Raw genomic sequence first — 16,484 nt, forward strand, 5'->3', positions numbered from 1 at the left:
TTTGACTGTCCAGCGAACGAAGTGAGTGGTAGTTGAGCACATTGTTAGGCTCTACTTCTTTGATACATTGTTATACCAGAAGCCAGCTGCAATAAAGGCCAACCCAAGCGCAGCGCAAAATGGCACTACTGCTGGCTGTTTTACAAACGAAAAATATACCGAAGATAGAATGAATAGAGCGCCGCTTACCCAGCAAAATAGAGCGGTTGTTCTACTTGAACGGTCTGCTTTTGACACAATGTTCCTTAAGGCTGCTTCTGTGGTTCGGGCCATTTCACTGCAGGAAACTGAGCAAACTAGCCTGCCGTTGCTTGTACGCTGAATACAGGTAGTGCATATGGCTGCTCCACAGTTAACGCAAATTCCGGTTGCTGGGCTTTGATTATGTAGCATGCAGTGCATATGTATTCTTCCTTGAGCCTAACGCCTGAGCTCAGCCGACGACAGTCCGCGTAGCGGGATGGCGGTCGGCTGTTAGCGAATTGTTAGACATTGGCTGCGGATTCCCGCAAGGCTTCAATGTCACCTGACACAATTTTCTCCAAGTGCTCCGTGATCTTCTCAATGGGCCAGTTCCACCAGGCTATCTCATTGAGCCTCGCCACATCATTTGGCTCGAAGCGCTGCCTGATAGGCTTGGCTGGATTGCCGCCAACGATGGTATATGGCGGCACATCGGATACGACGACAGAGCGCGAAGAGACAATGGCCCCATTGCCGATTTTGACCCCAGGCATGATGAGCGCCTCGTAGCCGATCCAGACATCATTGCCGATGATGGTGTCACCCTTGAAAGGCAGGTCGCCGGGTGCAGGCATGATCTTTTCCCAGCCGTTGCCGAAGATTTGGAATGGGTACGTGGATACGCCGGAAATTTTGTGATTGGCGCCGTTCATGATGAATTTGACGCCGCGGGCGATGGCGCAGAACTTACCAATGACCAACCTATCGCCGATGAAAGGGAAATGATAGAGGACATTGCGCTCGAAGTTCTCCGAGTCTTCGGGGTCGTCGTAGTACGTGTAATCGCCAATGACGATATTCGGGTTCTGCACGGTGTTCTTGATGAAGCACACCTGCGGGAATCCTTCCATTGGGTGTTTCGTTTTTGGGCTGGGACCGTACAAGTGTTTCTCCTAATGCCTAGCGATTAAGCTAAGGGGCCGGCTTTGCCGGTCCCAGCGAGCGATTTGAGCGCATTGTTAGGTGCGTTCCTCACAAAAAATGCTCTGAGAGCTACTGGGTGCGATTTCAATAAAAGTACTCTCGCATAGAAGATAAGAGCTGTGTAAGTTGCTGATCTTTTAGATTTTGTAGTGCTTCGGCTGTAAGCAATTCTACAAGCTCGGAACATTGGCTATTGCGTCGAGGTGGGCAGATAGTTGCCTGTTGTGGCGGCTGTGTATCGTCTTCAATCAAGATCTCGATAGAAATCCCATCAATACAGGCTTTTGGCTGCCTCGCATCTTGTATAGCCGTACGAGCGAGACTCAAAAAATTGTTAGCCTGCCTCGCAGAAAGGGCGAATAATGTTTTGTTATTAGTCGATGAGACATCGACTTGTGCGTCGCTGTTTTCCTGAATAAGGACCGTGAACTGTATTGGTGCCTGAAAGGCAGGGGCTATCTTTATCTGAAGGAGCGAAGCGGGCACGATCAAGGCACCTAAATATTATTAGGCGACATTGCTGTCGCATAACATCCGAGAAAAGGTCGGATAATGTTCCTTGTCACATAAGCCAAACTCTTGATTCCCGTAACACTCAGCGAAGCAAACGCGACTGGAAGCCGATGAAGAGCGACACGCGACAAGACCGTGGTGACAGCGGCATCCTCGGGAGAGAAAGCTACGGGGGCAGAGGGGAGAATGTCTAGCGAGACTGTTGATGAAGTGTCGAAATCAATACGCTGGATAGCTACGTATTGGGAGGGGCAAGGCTGTGAGGCTTCCGATTGAGCGGGTTTGCGACGCAATGGAACGACCAAAATAGGGTTCGTTTCCTCCATCTCCGCTTCGAGGGTCGGTGTACAAGGGCCATCCATGGCCCTTTATCTCGGTGGCGCCCAGCCCTTTCGTCGTATCTCTGCGGCTCGTCCCTCTAGGCAACTATTCCGCTAACCCTCCTGAAGGGGCGTTTGGTGTTGCCTGATAGGGCGTGTAAAGCAGAGTTGGTTCGGATGGTTGTAGGGTGCGCTGTGCGCACCGCCCTCTGCGCCATCGGTGCGCACGGCGCACCCTACATGTGTAGGAGCGAGCTTGCTCGCGAACTAGGCCCGCAAAGAGTTTCGCGAGCAGAGCTCGCTCCTACAGGTAGCCCGGATGCAATCCGGGGAAAGGTGTCGATCCATCCCGGATTTCATCCGGGCTACATGAAAGCGTTGCTTTAATTCATCTGCCAACACTTCCAGGCGGTTCGGAGCTCGAGTTCCCGTCAGGAGGCCGAGTGGAGGTGTCGCGCAGGGGGCGGCGAGCCGCAAGGATGCGGCGAGAGAACCAGGCGTTCCCGCTTGAAGGGCCAGGGGTGGCCCATGTATGCCTTGCCCCGGAGTGGCACCGGAGGGGCGAACTCCGCCGCAGGCTGGGCTGGATGCCGGGGTGTGCTTTCTATTGCTTGCTTTTCTTTGCGCCGTGCGGCGGTCCGCAAACAAAGCAACGAAGCGAAGCGGAGTAACAACCGCAGGCTGGCCTGAAGGGCGAGCGTAGCGAGTCAAGTGACTCGCCCGGGTGGACGAAACCAGAACCATCAGGCCGCTGAGCAATCAGCTCGGCACCAAAACCATCAACCCCGCTCGACAATCACGCCATCCCCCCAGATGCAAAGTGAAATCCCCATTTCACTCTGCAATGAAAGCCATCCCCAGGCTTTCCATTTCTGATTTTTCGTCAATAAAAAATCATTAAAAAACAATCACTTATTTAAATATTCAGACCTTGGCAAGGTCGTTGCTATCGAGGAGGTGTGGCTAACCAATAAATACAAGAGAAAGACCATGAGCAAACCGCTAGAGGGGATTTCCATCCTCGATCTGACGCACATGCTGTCCGGCCCCTATGCCGGCATGATCCTGGCCGATCTCGGCGCGCAGACGATCAAGGTCGAGCCGCTGGCCGGGGAAGGCACCCGCGCCCTGCTGGCCCAGGACCCGCGCCATTCCTACAAGGGTATGGGCGCCTACTTCCTCACCCTCAACCGCAACAAGCAGAGCGTCTGCATCGATCTCAAGAGCGAGCAGGGCCTGCAGGTCTTCTATGACCTGGTACGCAAGGCCGACGTGGTGCTGGACAACTTCAGCGCCGGCGTGCCGCAGAAGCTGAAGATCGACTTCGAGCACTTGCGCCAGGTCAACCCGCGGATCATCACCTGCTCGGTCTCCGGCTTCGGCCAGGATGGCCCCAGCTACCTGCGCCCGGCCTTCGACCAGGTGGTGCAGGCCATCGGCGGCGGCATGTCGATCACCGGCCTCGATGCCGAGACGCCGATCCGCGCCGGCATCCCGATCGGCGACCTGGGCGGCGGCATGTTCGCCGTGATGGGCGTGCTCGCCGCGCTGCAGGCGCGCAACAGCAAGGGCCACGGCCAGCACGTCGACATCAGCATGCTCGACTGCCAGATCAGCATGCTCAACTACATGGCCACCATGCATTTCCTCAGCGGCGAGAACCCGGCGCCGCTGGGCAACGGCCACTTCGTCCACGTGCCCTACAACACCTACCCCACGGCCGACGGCTTCGTGGTCATCGCGGTGATCTTCGACAGCTTCTGGGACAACCTGGTGGGGCTGCTCGACGTCGAGGCGCTGCGCGATCCCAAGTACAAGACCCAGCCCGGCCGGTTGGCCGACAAGGCGCTGATCGACGGCATCCTCGGCGATGTGCTGCGCAGCAACACCACCGACTACTGGGTCGAGCGGCTGACCGCCGTGCGCGTGCCCTGCGGCCCGGTCAACCGCTTCAGCGAGGCGCTGGCCGACCCGCAGGTACGCCACCGCAAGATGGTGGTGGATATCCCCCACCCACTGGGCGGCAGCGTCGAGGCGCCGGGCAATCCGATCAAGCTCAGCGTCGACGACAGCGACAGCTACAGCCCGCCGCCGCTGCTCGGCGAGCACACCGACGAGGTGCTGGCCTGGCTGCTCGGCTACGACAGCGAGCGCATCGCCGAGTTGAAGCGGCTGAAGGTGGTGGGCTGAGCATGAACGACTACGTCAAGGTCAACGAAGTCGGCCCGCGCGACGGGCTGCAGAGCCAGGGCAAGACCCTCGCCATCGACGAACGCCTGCGGATGATCGAGGTGCTGGTCGCCTGCGGCATCCCGGCCATCGAGGCCGGCAGTTTCGTCTCGCCCAAGGCGGTGCCGCAGATGGCCGGCACCGGCGAGCTGTTCGCCCGCCTGCCGCTGCGCGAGCAGGTCGACTACTCGGCGCTGGTGCCCAACCTGCGGGGCTACGAGCTGGCCCGCGAGGCCGGCGTCGGTGCGGTCGCGGTGGTGCTGTCGGCGACCGAAACCATGAACCAGCGCAACATCAACATGAGCCTGGCGCAGACCGTCGAGGTGTGCGCCGGGCTGATGGCCCGCGCCCGCGCCGACGGCCTGGAGGCGCGCGCCTACGTGGCGGTGGCCTTCGAGTGCCCGTTCGAGGGCCTCACCCCGCCGGCCGTGGTGCAGGAGCTGACCCGGCGCATGCTCGACGCCGGCGCCGGCAAGGTGATCGTCGCCGACACCATCGGCGCGGCCAACCCGGCGGCGGTACAGCGGGTGCTCGAACCGCTGGACGACCTCTGCGCGGCCGGCGCGCTGTCCTGCCACTTCCACGATACCCGCGGCATGGCCCTGGCCAACGTGCTGGCGGCGCTGCAGTGCGGCGTGCGCGAGTTCGACAGCTCCATCGGTGGCCTCGGCGGCTGCCCGTTCTCCCCCGGCGCCACCGGCAACCTGGCCACCGAGGACCTGGTGCTGATGCTCGACGCCATGGGCTACCGCACCGGCATCGACCCGCTGGCGCTGGTGCCGGCGGTGCGCGCGGTGCAGGCGCTCACCGGCGGCAGCCTGGGCGGTCACGCCTTCCGCTGGCTGGAGCGGCAATGGAAGAAGCGCGAGGAGGTGGCCCATGCTTGAGTTCTTCGGAGCCTGGCTGGCGCGTCTGGCGCCCTGGATGGTGATCGGCAGCCTGGCCTACGCGGCGGTGTTCATCAAACCGAGCGTGGACCCGGTGCCGCTCGACCAGCCGCTGATCGAGCACCGCGACGCCTTCTTCGACGGCGCGGCCTACGCCGACCACCTGTGGATCGTCGGCCAGAACGGCGCCCTGCTGAGCAGCGGCGATGGTGGCCGCAGCTGGCAGCGCGAGGAGCTGCCGCAGCGCGACAACCTGCAGTCGGTGGCGGTGTCGCCGGCCGGGCAGAAGGTGGTGGTGGGCAACCGCGGCCAGCTCTGGACGCGCAGCCTGGAGGGTGAGTGGCAGCACCGCCAGCTGCCGGTCTCCGAGCTGGCCGGCAAGCTGCAGAGCGTGCGTTTCCTCGACGGCCACTTCTGGGCCGTGGGCGAGATGGGCGCGCTGTTCCGCGGCAGCGCCGACGCCGCCGACTGGCAGGCGCTGGGCGTGGGCGAGGACATCAACTTCAACGGCATCGGCGCCGGCGCGGACGGCGATCTGTGGATCGCCGCCGAGTTCGGCCGCCTGCTGCGCAGCCGCGACCACGGCCGCACCTGGGACAGCCTGGAGCTGGGCGACGAGAGCCTGCGCGCGGTGCATTTCGCCGGGCGCACCGGCGTCGCGGTGGGCAACCGCGGCCAGGCCTTCGTCAGCCGCGATGGCGGCGACAGTTGGCAGCCGGTCGAGCGCTTCACCAGCGAGCACCTGTTCGACGTGGTCGAGCGCGACGGCCTGTGGGTGACCACCGGCGCCCGCGGCGCGCTGTTCCGCAGCCGCTCGCCGGCCGGCAGCTGGCAGGCCTGGAGCCCCGAGGGCCTGGACCTGAGCTACCACAACCGCCTGCTGGCGACCGCCGAGGGCGTGGTCCTGATCGGCCAGCAGCTCGGCCTGCTGCGCGACGACGCGCTGCACATCTGGCCCGGAGAACACGAACAATGACCCTGAATCACCTGATGACCCGAACCGCGCGCCTCAGCGCCTGGGCGATCCGCCACCGCGTGCTGGTGCTGGTGGTGGTCGGCCTGCTCACCCTGGGCTTCGCCGCCACCCTGTCCGGCCTCGACATCCGCACCCGCTTCAGCGACATGGTTCCCCACGACCATCCCTACGTGAAGGTGCACCAGAAGTACCAGGACAGCTTCGCCGCCAGCAACCGGGTGACCATCCTGGTCAAGGCGAAGGAGGGCGACATCTTCCGCCAGGAAATCCTCGGCGAAGTGCGCCGCATCACCTACGACCTGCAGCAGGTCGAGGGCGTCAACCCGATGCAGATCACCTCGCTGGCCTCGAAGAAGCTCAAGCGGGTGAACGCCTCCAGCGAGGGCATCGAGACCCGCCCGCTGATGTGGCCCGACTTGCCCAAGGATGCGCAGCAGATGCGCGAGCTGCGCCAGGCGGTGCTGAACAACCCGCTGGTGTACGGCCTGTTCGTCGACCGCGAGCTGTCCTCGGCGCTGATCCAGGTGGACTTCTACGACCACCTGGTGGACTACGCCAAGATCTTCCCGCAGATCCAGGCCATCCTCGACGCCTCGCCGGTGGCCGATCAGGTCAGCCTACACATGGTCGGCGAGCCGATCCTGTACGGCTGGGTCGCCCACTACCTGGACGAGACCGTGGGCCTGGCGATCCTCTCGCTGGCGGCCATGCTGGTGCTGCTGTTCGTGTTCAGCCGCACCTGGCGCGGCACCCTGCTGCCGCTGATCGCGGGCGTGGTGTCGGCGATCTGGGCGCTGGGCATCGGCACCCTGCTGGGCTACAACTTCGACCCGCTGGTGATCGTGGTGGCCTTCATCATCACCGCGCGGGCCTTCTCCCACTCGGTGCAGATGATCACCCGCTTCGACGACCTGGTGCAGGGCGAGGTGCTGGACGCGCGCAAGGCCGCCGAGCAGACCATGCGCGAGCTGTTCCGGCCGAGCATGCTGGGCCTCTACGCGGACGCCGGCGCGATCCTCTGCGTCATGCTCACGCCGATCCCGCTGCTGCACAAGGTGGCCATCGTCGGCGCGCTGTGGGTCATGAGCATCGCCGTGTCGGCGGTGTTCGTCACCCCGGCGCTGCTGTCCTACATCCGCCGGCCGCAGGGCCACGTGCACCCGCTCAACCTCGACGGCTTCATGCGCGCGATCCTCGCCGGCGCCAAGTGGATGGTGCGCAGCCGCGCCCGCTACTGGGTGGCGCCGGTGACCCTGGTGGCGCTGGCCGGCTTCATGTTCGAGGCGACCCGGATCAACGTCGGCGACGCCAGCGACGGCTCGCCGATCCTCTGGGCGGACTCGCCGTTCAACCGCGACAGCGCGCTGATCAACCAGCTCTACCCGGGCTCCGAGCAGATGTTCGTGGTGCTCGAAGGCGAGGAGCTGGACGCCATGAAGCGCCCCGAGGTGCTCGACTGGATGCTGCGCTTCTCGCGCTACATGGAGCGCCAGCCGGAGATCGGCGGCACGGTGTCGCTGGCCGACATCGTCATCGACATCCGCCGCAACCTGTACGAGGGCAACCCGCGCTACGGTGAGCTGGGCGCCACGCGCATGGAAAACGGCGAGCTGATCAGCTTCTACATGCAGGGCGCCGACCCGGACGACCTCACCCAGTTCGCCGACGTGCAGTTCCACAACGCCGCCGTGACGCTGTTCTTCCGCGACCACAAGGGCGACACCCTGCGCAAGGCGACCCACTACGCCAACCAGTTCATCGCCGACAACCCGATCGAGGGCGTCGAGGTGAAGCTGTTCGGCGGCGTGCTGGGGATCATCGCGGCAGTCAACGAGATCCTCCTGGCCGACCAGATCGAGGCCACCGCGCTGGCCTTCCTGGTGGTGGTGATCTGCTGCCTGTGCGTCTACCGCTCTTCGGTCAGCGGCATCTTCTTCATCATCCCCGTGCTGATCTCCAACGTCGTCACCTTCGCCTTCATGGCCTGGCAGGGCATCGGCATGAGCATCAGCACTCTGCCGGTGGTGGCCCTGGGCATCGGCCTGGGGGTGGATTACGCCTTCTACATCGTCGACTCGATGAAGGAATACCTGGAGAAGCACCCCGACGCCGACCCGCTCGACGCCGTGCTGCAGTCCCTCGGGTCGGCCGGCCGCGGCGTGCTGCTGACCGCCTTCACCCTTTCCGCCGGAGTGTTGTTCTGGTCCTTCTCCTCCCTGCGCTTCCAGGCGGAGATGGGAATGCTGATCGGCCTGTGGCTGGCCGTCTCGGCGCTGACCTCGCTCTTCGTCATGCCTTCGCTTGCGCTGGTGTTCAAGCCGAAATTCATCTTTGGACACGGCCATCCGAAAGAGGCCCGCGAAAGCGGGCACCCCCACCAACCTGAAGCAATCGGGAACTGAAAATGAGCGCATATAACAAGATGAAATCGAGCGCCATGCGGACTCCTCTGGCTTGCGCCATCCTGGCGGCGAGTGTCGGAGCGCATGATCTGGCGAGGGCAGAGGGCGGCCTGTTCGAGGACTGGGAGGTCAGCGGCTACGCCCGCCAGCACCTGTCCTGGAACCTGGAGAATCCCTACCTGATGGACACCCGCGATCCGGACGGGCTGGTGGGCGCGGGCCGGCGCGGCGACTACAAGTACGACCTGTCGATGGCCCGCACCATCCTCAAGGTCAACCTGTTCAAGGACTTCGGCGGCTCGCAGTTCAACATCTCCGGGCGGGTGGCCCGCGAGGTGGAGACCAACTACCTCAAGGACCTGCAGCAGGCGATGGACAACAACGCGGCGTCCGACCTGTTCAGCAACCGCCGCAAGTCGCGCGTCGACCTGATGGACGACGTCTACAACTCCGAGGAAATCCGCGAGTTCTGGTGGCAGACCGACGTCACCCCGACCACCACCCTCAAGCTCGGCAAGCAGCAGGTGGTGTGGGGCGAGACCGACTTCTTCCAGTCCCTCGACGTGATTCACGGCTACGACAACCGCATCCGCTCGTTCCTCGAACCGGAGAACGAGGACGTGCGCAAGCCGCTGTGGATGGTCAACCTGGTGCAGCGCTTCGACAGCGTCGACGGCAGCCTGCAGATGCTGCTCATCCCCGGCAAGCTCAACCGCGCCCGCGACCGCGGCAACAGCTTCGACCTGGAAGGCGGGCGCTGGGCCAACAACCCGAACAAGGGCATCACCTTCGAGTCGGCCACCTTCGGCGCGGACGTGCCCTACAACTTCGATCACAAGGAGGCCGACATGGACGACCTGTCCTACGGCCTGCGCTGGAAGGGCATGGCCGGTGAGTGGGAATACTCGCTGGGCTGGTTCCACGGCCCGTCCACCAACCCGGTGATCAATTCCAATCCGAACAACCCGCTGGGCGTCGGCGACGCCGCCAGCGGCCGCTCCTTCGTCGGCGCCTACAAGGGCGACTACCGCTCCGACCCGGACTCCACCGTGGGCGAGCTGATCTTCCCCTTCGTCGACGTGTTCGGGGTGACCGCCAACCGCTACGTGGAATCCATCGACGCGGTGTTCTCCACCGAGCTGTCGTACATCCCCAACGCGCCCTACAACGTCGGCGTGCAGGCCGGCGAGGCGGGCGGCTGCGCGTTCTTCCCGGGCTTCTGCGGGATCATCGAGAAGGACGTGGTCAAGACCATGCTGCGCCTGGACAAGCAGCTCAACCTGCAGAACTACCTGGGCACCAGCCGGCCGTCGTTCTTCTCGGCGCAGCTGTTCAACACCTGGATCACCAACTTCGACCGCGACGACGAGGTGGTCAACTCCGCCGGCTTCAGCGGCCGCACCAAGGAGCACTCGACCATCGCCACGGCGATCCTCGCGACCAACTACGACAACGACCGCATCAACCCCAGCCTGGCCCTGGGCACCGACCTCAGCTACGGCGGCAGCTTCGTCATCCCCAGCGTCGAGTTCGCCTACGGCAACCACTGGCGGGTCCGCGCCGAGGCCGACATCTTCTTCGATGACAAGCATCAGAAGCGGGCGCTGCAAGGGTTCAACAACACCAACCTGTTCGGCTACTTCACGGGCAACGACCAGTTGTCGCTGCGCGTGACCTACCAGTTCTGATGGAGGAGACAACAACAATGAAAACGACTCTGAACCGGATCGCCGCCGTCCTGGCGCTCGGCCTGGCGGGCAGCCTCGCGGCCCAGGCCGCCGACCTCAAGCCGGGCGACGTGATCGACAAGGGCAACCTCGCCCAGCGCCTGGGCGACAGCTTCGAGGGCAAGTCCATCGACAGCCTGCTGACCGAGCGCATGCGCCTGCTGATCGAGAAGGAAGGCCTGAGCCTCACCCTCAAGGCCTCCGAGCCGGTCAAGCTGGGCCGCGACTACCTGGCCGCCACCGAGGCCAACGCCGGCAAGGCGGTGTACAACCGCGACACCCGCCTGGTGGAAGGCTGGGTCGCCGGGATTCCCTTCCCCAACGTCAGCGAGGACGACCCGGACGCGGCGGCCAAGCTGATCTGGAACCACCACTACGCGCAGCCGACCAAGAACCTGCAGGACTACCCCAACTTCGGCTATCTGTTCCTCAACGACAAGGTCGGCCTGGAGCGGCGCCAGCAATGGGCCTTCAAGCGCTACTACCTGAAGGGCCGCCTCGGCACCGAGCAGGTGGTCGAGGGCGACGGCAGCATCCTCACCAAGACCCTGCTGTACGCGACCTACCCCAACGACATCCGCGGCCTGGGCCTGTTCACCGTGCGCTACGACTCGCCCAAGCTGGAGGACTCCTGGGCCTACGTGAAGTCGGTGCGGCGCACCCGCCGCCTGTCCGGCGGCACCTGGATGGACCCGATCGGCGGCACCGACCAGCTCAGTGACGACATCGAGATCTTCAACGCCCACCCGACCTGGTACCCGGAGTACAAGCTGCTCGGCAAGCGCTGGATCCTGGCGGTGGCCAACTCCACCGGCGAGACCTGGAACCAGAAGGCCTCCGGCAACGCCGAGTTCCCGGTGATCGACCTGGACAACTGGCCGCACTGGAACCCGAAGGACCAGTGGGAGCCGCGCGAGGTCTGGGTGGTCGAGGCGACCACGCCGCCGGAGCATCCCTACAGCAAGAAGGTGATGTACATGGACACCCAGTTCCCCCGCTTCTACCAGGCCGAGGCCTATGATCGGAAGGGCCAGTTCTGGAAGTGGATGAACTACCACCTGAAGACCATCGCCACCGAGGATGGCGACGTCGGCATCGTTTCCGCCGCCGGCTTCACCATCGACTACCAGCGCCGCCACGGCACCGCATTCGTGCTCGGCGGGCCGCGCCTGAACACCCCGGGCGTGACCGGGGAGGACATCAACCTGCGCGAGCTGGAGAAGGCCGCGCGCTGACCGGGAGCCCGGCCGCGTGGTGCGTACGGCGCACCCCGCGGTGGCGGGTAGCGAACCAGGCCGGGCGTGTCCGGCGCTGGATGCACAACAAGAAGAGTGCTGGAGGCAACATGAGTTTTCGTTTGGGCGCGGACGTGGGCGGTACCTTCACCGACCTGCTCCTGATCAATGATGCAACCGGCGAGAGTTTCACCGCGAAGGTCCCCTCGACCCCGCACAATCCCTCGATCGGGGTGCTCAACGGCATCGACAGGCTGTGCCGCATCTCCGGCATTGCGCCGGGCGAGATCCGCTCGGTGATGCACGGCACCACGGTGGCCACCAACGCCATCCTCACCCGCCGCGGCGCCAAGGTCGGGCTGGTCACCACCAAGGGCTACAAGCAGGTGCTGCACATCGCCCGTTCCTTCGTGCCGGGCGGGCTCGGCGGCTGGGTGACCTTCAACAAGGGCGAGCTGCTGGCGCCGCTGGAATGGACGGTGGAGGCCGACGAGCGCATCGACGCCCAGGGTCGGGTGGTGCGCCCACTCGACCGCGAGGCCATGGTCGGTCAGCTGCAGTACCTGAAGGAGGCCGGCATCGAGGCGCTGACCATCAGCCTGGTCAACGCCTACGCCAGCGACCTGCACGAGCGCGAGGTGCTGGAACTGGCGCATCAGGTGCTGCCCGGTATCCCGGTGTCGCTGTCCTCCGAGGTGGTGCCGGAGATGCAGGAGTACGAGCGCACCGAGACCACGGTGGTCAACAGCTACGTGCGGCCCGAGGTGGCCAACTACCTGGAACACCTGCAGGGCGAGCTGTCGCGGCGCCTGAGCCCGGAGGTGAAACTGTCCATCCTGCGTTCCGACGGCGGCCTGGCGACCAGCCAGTCGGCCGCCAGCACGCCGGTCAACCTGCTGCTGTCCGGCCCGGCCGGCGGCGTCGCCGGGGCGATCTGGTTCTGCTCGCGCGGCGGCTTCAGCAAGGTGCTGACCTTCGACGTCGGCGGCACCTCCACCGACGTGGCGCTGATCGACGACAACCAGGCGCGCATCCGCCGCGAGACCCGGGTCGGCGACGTCGCCGTGCGCGCGCCCTCGGTGGACGTGCGCACCGTCGGCGCCGGCGGCGGCTCCATCGCCAGCGTGCCGGAACTGACCCGCGCCCTGCGTGTGGGCCCGGAGAGCGCCGGCGCGGTGCCGGGGCCGGCGGCCTACGACCGTGGCGGCGACCAGGCCACCGTCACCGACGCCAACGTGGTGCTCGGCTACCTGCCGGCCGAGCAGAAGCTCGGCGGCGACTTCCAGGTGCGCAAGGACCTGGCCACCGAGGCCGTGCAGAAGGTCGCCGACGCCATGGGCGTGTCGCTGCACGAGGCCGCCGAGGGCATCGTGCGCATCGCCAACGAACACATGTTCGGCGCCCTGCGCCTGATCAGCGTCGAGCAGGGCTACGACCCGCGCGACTTCGCCCTGTGCGGCTTCGGCGGCGCCGGCCCGCTGCACGCCAACGCCCTGGGCATCCTGATGAGCGCCTGGCCGGTGATCGTGCCGCCGGGGCCGGGCGTGCTGTGCGCCTACGGCGACGCCACCACGCGGGTCAAGGACGAGGCCTCGCGCTCGCTGGTGCGGCGCGTCGCCGACCTCGACGCCGAGGAAGTCATGCGCATCCTCCAGCAGCTCGGCGACAGCGTGCGCGCCTCGCTGGCGGCGCAGGACATCCCCGCCGAGGCGCAGCAGCTGACCTGGCAGGCCGACGTGCGCTACCAGGGCCAGGCCCTGCTGCTGACCCTCGACTTCGAGCCCGAGGCGCTGCGCGAGCAGGGCCTGGAGGTGATCACCCGGGCCTTCGACGCGGAGCACGAGCAGCTGTTCACCTTCGCCCTCAGCGAGGACCACGAGCTGGTCAACCTGCGCGCCATCGCCCGCGCGCCGCGCCCGGAGATCGGCGAACGCGCCTTCGACGCCGGCAGCGGCCGCCTGGAGGACGCGGCGGTCGGCACGACGAGCATCCACTACAGCGGCCAGGACCATGCGGCGACCCTCTACGAGCGCGCCCGGCTGGCGCCGGGGCACCTGGTGCCGGGGCCGGCCATCGTCATGGAGATGGACTCCACCACCGTGGTCTTCCCAGGCCATGAAGCCGCCGTCGACCCCGTCGGCAACCTATTGATCCGTCCGCAGGGCCATCAGGAGTAAGCGAAATGGTTGCGCGCATCAAACAGAACAACGACACGCCGTTCCAGCGCGTCGAGGTCGACAGCATCACCATCGACATCGTCGAGAACGCGCTGGGCAATGCCCGTAACGAGATGGACGCGGTGCTGTTCCGCACCGCCATGAGCCCCGGCATCCGCGAGCAGGGCGACGCCTTCCCGATGATCGCCACCAGCGAGGGCAAGATGATCGTCGGCCAGTTCGGCTCCTTCATCACCGGCTTCCTCGACAGCTACCAGGGCGAGATCGAGGAGGGCGACATCTTCCTCACCAACGACCCCTACCTGTGCAACGGCGCGGTCAGCCACCTGCCGGACTGGCTGGTGCTGATGCCGATCTTCAAGGACGGCCGGGTGATCAACTACGCGGCCATGTTCGGCCACATGTCCGACGTCGGCGGCAAGGTGCCGGGCAGCCTGCCGACCAACGCCACCTCGATCTGGGAGGAGGGCATCCGCATCCCGCCGGTCAAGCTGTACCGCCGTGGCGAGATGAACGCCGACATGCTCGACGTGATCCTGCACAACGTGCGCATGCCGCGCTGGAACCGCTCCGACCTCAACGCCATCGTCGCCGCCTGCCGCACCGCCGGGCGCCGCTGCGTGGAGCTGGCCGAGCGCTTCGGCGACGACGCCTTCTACAGCGCCCAGCAGGAAATGCTCGAACGCACCCACCGGGCCATGAAGGAAGTCATCGCCCGGGTGGTGCCGGAGCAGCGCCAGGTGTTCGAGGACTACATCTGCGACGACGGCGCCGGGCTCGGCCCCTACACCCTGCGCTGCGCCCTGTGGCGCGAGGGCGAAAAGGCCATCTTCGACTTCGAGGGCACCGACCCGCAGGCGCCGTCCTCGGTCAACTTCTACGTCAACGAGGAGATGTTCAAGATCTTCTTCGGCGCCCTCACCATCAGCCTATTCGACCCGGCCATCCTGCTCAACGACGGCTTCTACGACCTGGTCGAAGTGCGCATCCCGCAGGGCTCGATCCTCAAGCCGAACTTCCCCGCCGCGCTGTCGTGCCGCACCCACCTGCTCGGGCGCATCTTCGACATGATGGGCGGGCTGCTCGGCCAGGGCACGCCGCAGGCGATGAACGCCGCCGGCTTCTCCGACTCGCCGCACTTCATGTATTCGGGCTACGACGACAAGGGCGAGTGGTTCCAGCTGTTCCAGATCGGCTTCGGCGGCATCCCCGGACGGCCGGTGGGCGATGGCCCGGACGGCCACTCCCTGTGGCCGGGCTTCACCAACGTGCCCAACGAATTCGTCGAGGCCTACTTCCCGCTGCGCATCGAGACCTACGAGACCCTGGCGGACTCCGGTGGCGCCGGCCTGCACCGGGGCGGCAACGGCCTGCGGGTGGCCTACCGGCTGCTGGCCGACGGCGAGATCTCGATCCACGACGACCGCTGGCTGACCTACCCCTGGGGCGTCAACGGCGGCGCGCCGGGCGCGCGCAGCCGCAAGGAACTGGTGCGCGCCGACGGCAGCCGGCAGATGCTGCCGGCCAAGTGCGACAACGTGCGGGTCAAGGCCGGCGACTTGGTGCTGTTCGACACCTGGGGCGGCGGCGGCTGGGGCGACCCGCTGGCGCGCGACCCGGCGCTGGTGCTGCGCGACCTGCGCAAGGGCCTGGTGACGGTGGCGGGCGCGCTGCGCTACGGCGTGGTGATCGCCGCGGGCGCGGTGGATGAACGGGCTACGAGCGAACTGCGCGCCAGCCTGGCCGCCGAGCGCGGCGAGCTGCAGCTGTTCGACCGCGGCGGCACGCTGGACGAGCTGAAGGCGCGCTGCCTGGCGGAGACCGGCCTGCCGGCGCCGGCCACCCCTTCCTGGACCTGAGGTGCGCCATGGCCCTGGACTCACGCAGCCTGACCCCGGCGCGGCGCTATGCGCTGCTGCTGGTGGACCTCTCGGTCGGCTTCACCGACCCCACCGCCAGCCCGCTGGCGAGCCCCTGCGACGGCGTGGTGGAGGCCAACCGCCGCCTGCTGGAAGCGTTCCGCCGGCGTGGCTGGCCGGTGTTCTTCACCACCGTGGCCTACGACGATCCGGCCCAGGCGCGGGTGTTCCGCGCCAAGCTGCCGGTGCTCGACCTGCTGGCGGCGGGCTCGCCGCTGGTGGAAATCGACCCGCGCCTGGCGCCGCTTCCCGACGAGCCGGTGCTGGTCAAGCACTGGGCCAGCGCCTTCTTCGCCACCGACCTGGCCGAGCGCATCCGCCAGGCCGGCGCCGACGGGGTGATGGTCACCGGCCTGACCACCAGCGGCTGCGTGCGGGCCTCGGCGGTGGACGCCCTGCAGCACGACTTCCGCGTGCTGCTGCCGGAGCAGGCCTGCGGTGACCGCGACGCCGAGGCGCACCGCGCCAGCCTGCGCGACCTGGACCTCAAGTACGCCGACGTGCGCCCGTTGGAGGAGTGCCTTGCGCTGCTGGGCTAGCGCGCTGCTGCCGGCACTGCTCGGCCTGGCGGGTTGCGCCGGCGTGCCCGGCGGTGGCTCGGGGCCGGGCGCGCCGCCGCCGCAGCCCGCGGCCTGCGACGCCTACGTCGAGGCCTGGGTCGGCCACTTCCGCGCCAACGTGGCGCGCCTCGACGGCCAGGCCCGCGAGGCGCCGCTGGCCGCGCTGGAGCGGGCGCGGCTGGCACTGGCGGACCAGGGCATCGCCGAGGACAGCTGCCGGCGGCCGTTCTGCATCATCCAGCCGCGCGCCGGCGGGCGCCTGGACAGCTACTGCGGCTACCGGGTGGCCGGCGGCGCCGACGGGGAACTCTATCGCTGGGTGCCGTGGACGCCCGCCCGCCGCTGAGGCGCGCGCCACGACAGCCGACAACC

The 16,484-nt window shown here is 66.1% G+C and carries 13 protein-coding genes; 11 read left to right on the forward strand and 2 right to left on the reverse strand.

Features of this window, described 5'->3' with window-relative positions; all coding sequences use genetic code 11:
• The first annotated feature begins 25 nt into the window (after positions 1–25).
• On the forward strand, positions 26–322 hold the full coding sequence (locus N7640_RS10185; protein ID WP_279905208.1) for a hypothetical protein: 297 nt from the start codon (positions 26–28) through the stop codon (positions 320–322).
• 163 nt (positions 323–485) lie between these two features.
• On the opposite strand, the gene N7640_RS10190 is transcribed toward N7640_RS10185, so the two are convergent.
• Positions 486–1,127, reverse strand: coding sequence for a Vat family streptogramin A O-acetyltransferase (locus N7640_RS10190; protein WP_279905206.1), 642 nt, complete (start codon positions 1,125–1,127; stop codon positions 486–488).
• A gap of 124 nt (positions 1,128–1,251) precedes the next feature.
• Positions 1,252–1,653 (reverse strand): hypothetical protein, encoded by a 402-nt coding sequence (locus N7640_RS10195; RefSeq protein WP_279905204.1) that lies wholly within the window; start codon positions 1,651–1,653, stop codon positions 1,252–1,254.
• Between the two features lie 1,337 nt (positions 1,654–2,990).
• Between N7640_RS10195 and N7640_RS10200 the strand changes: the two genes are divergently transcribed.
• The 10 genes from N7640_RS10200 (at position 2,991) to N7640_RS10245 (ending at position 16,458) form a co-directional block, all read left to right on the forward strand.
• Complete coding sequence (locus tag N7640_RS10200; protein ID WP_279905202.1) at positions 2,991–4,190, forward strand: CoA transferase; 1,200 nt, start codon at positions 2,991–2,993, stop codon at positions 4,188–4,190.
• Between the two features lie 2 nt (positions 4,191–4,192).
• Positions 4,193–5,116, forward strand: a complete 924-nt coding sequence (locus N7640_RS10205) for a hydroxymethylglutaryl-CoA lyase (RefSeq protein ID WP_279905200.1) — start codon at positions 4,193–4,195, stop codon at positions 5,114–5,116.
• Entirely contained in the window at positions 5,109–6,092 is a 984-nt protein-coding gene (locus N7640_RS10210) for a YCF48-related protein (RefSeq protein WP_279905197.1), read from the forward strand. Before N7640_RS10205 ends, N7640_RS10210 begins: the two co-directional genes overlap by 8 nt.
• Entirely contained in the window at positions 6,089–8,494 is a 2,406-nt protein-coding gene (locus N7640_RS10215) for an efflux RND transporter permease subunit (RefSeq protein WP_279905195.1), read from the forward strand. Before N7640_RS10210 ends, N7640_RS10215 begins: the two co-directional genes overlap by 4 nt.
• A gap of 2 nt (positions 8,495–8,496) precedes the next feature.
• Positions 8,497–10,182 carry a DUF1302 family protein gene (locus N7640_RS10220; protein ID WP_262880192.1) on the forward strand — a complete coding sequence of 562 codons (1,686 nt, stop codon included), beginning with the start codon at positions 8,497–8,499 and terminating at the stop codon, positions 10,180–10,182.
• Between the two features lie 17 nt (positions 10,183–10,199).
• Positions 10,200–11,456, forward strand: coding sequence for a DUF1329 domain-containing protein (locus tag N7640_RS10225; RefSeq protein WP_279905194.1), 1,257 nt, complete (start codon positions 10,200–10,202; stop codon positions 11,454–11,456).
• A 110-nt stretch (positions 11,457–11,566) separates the two neighbouring features.
• On the forward strand, positions 11,567–13,633 hold the full coding sequence (locus N7640_RS10230) for a hydantoinase/oxoprolinase family protein (protein WP_279905192.1): 2,067 nt from the start codon (positions 11,567–11,569) through the stop codon (positions 13,631–13,633).
• 5 nt (positions 13,634–13,638) lie between these two features.
• Complete coding sequence (locus N7640_RS10235) at positions 13,639–15,492, forward strand: hydantoinase B/oxoprolinase family protein (RefSeq protein ID WP_279905190.1); 1,854 nt, start codon at positions 13,639–13,641, stop codon at positions 15,490–15,492.
• 8 nt (positions 15,493–15,500) lie between these two features.
• Complete coding sequence (locus N7640_RS10240) at positions 15,501–16,091, forward strand: isochorismatase family protein (protein ID WP_279905188.1); 591 nt, start codon at positions 15,501–15,503, stop codon at positions 16,089–16,091.
• Positions 16,075–16,458, forward strand: a complete 384-nt coding sequence (locus N7640_RS10245; protein WP_279905186.1) for an isopropylmalate isomerase — start codon at positions 16,075–16,077, stop codon at positions 16,456–16,458. The genes N7640_RS10240 and N7640_RS10245 overlap by 17 nt, the downstream gene beginning before the upstream one ends.
• The last annotated feature ends 26 nt before the right edge of the window (positions 16,459–16,484 follow it).

The sequence above is a fragment of the Pseudomonas sp. GD04015 genome (genome assembly GCF_029837675.1).
GTDB classification, from domain to species: Bacteria; Pseudomonadota; Gammaproteobacteria; order Pseudomonadales; family Pseudomonadaceae; genus Aquipseudomonas; species Aquipseudomonas paralcaligenes.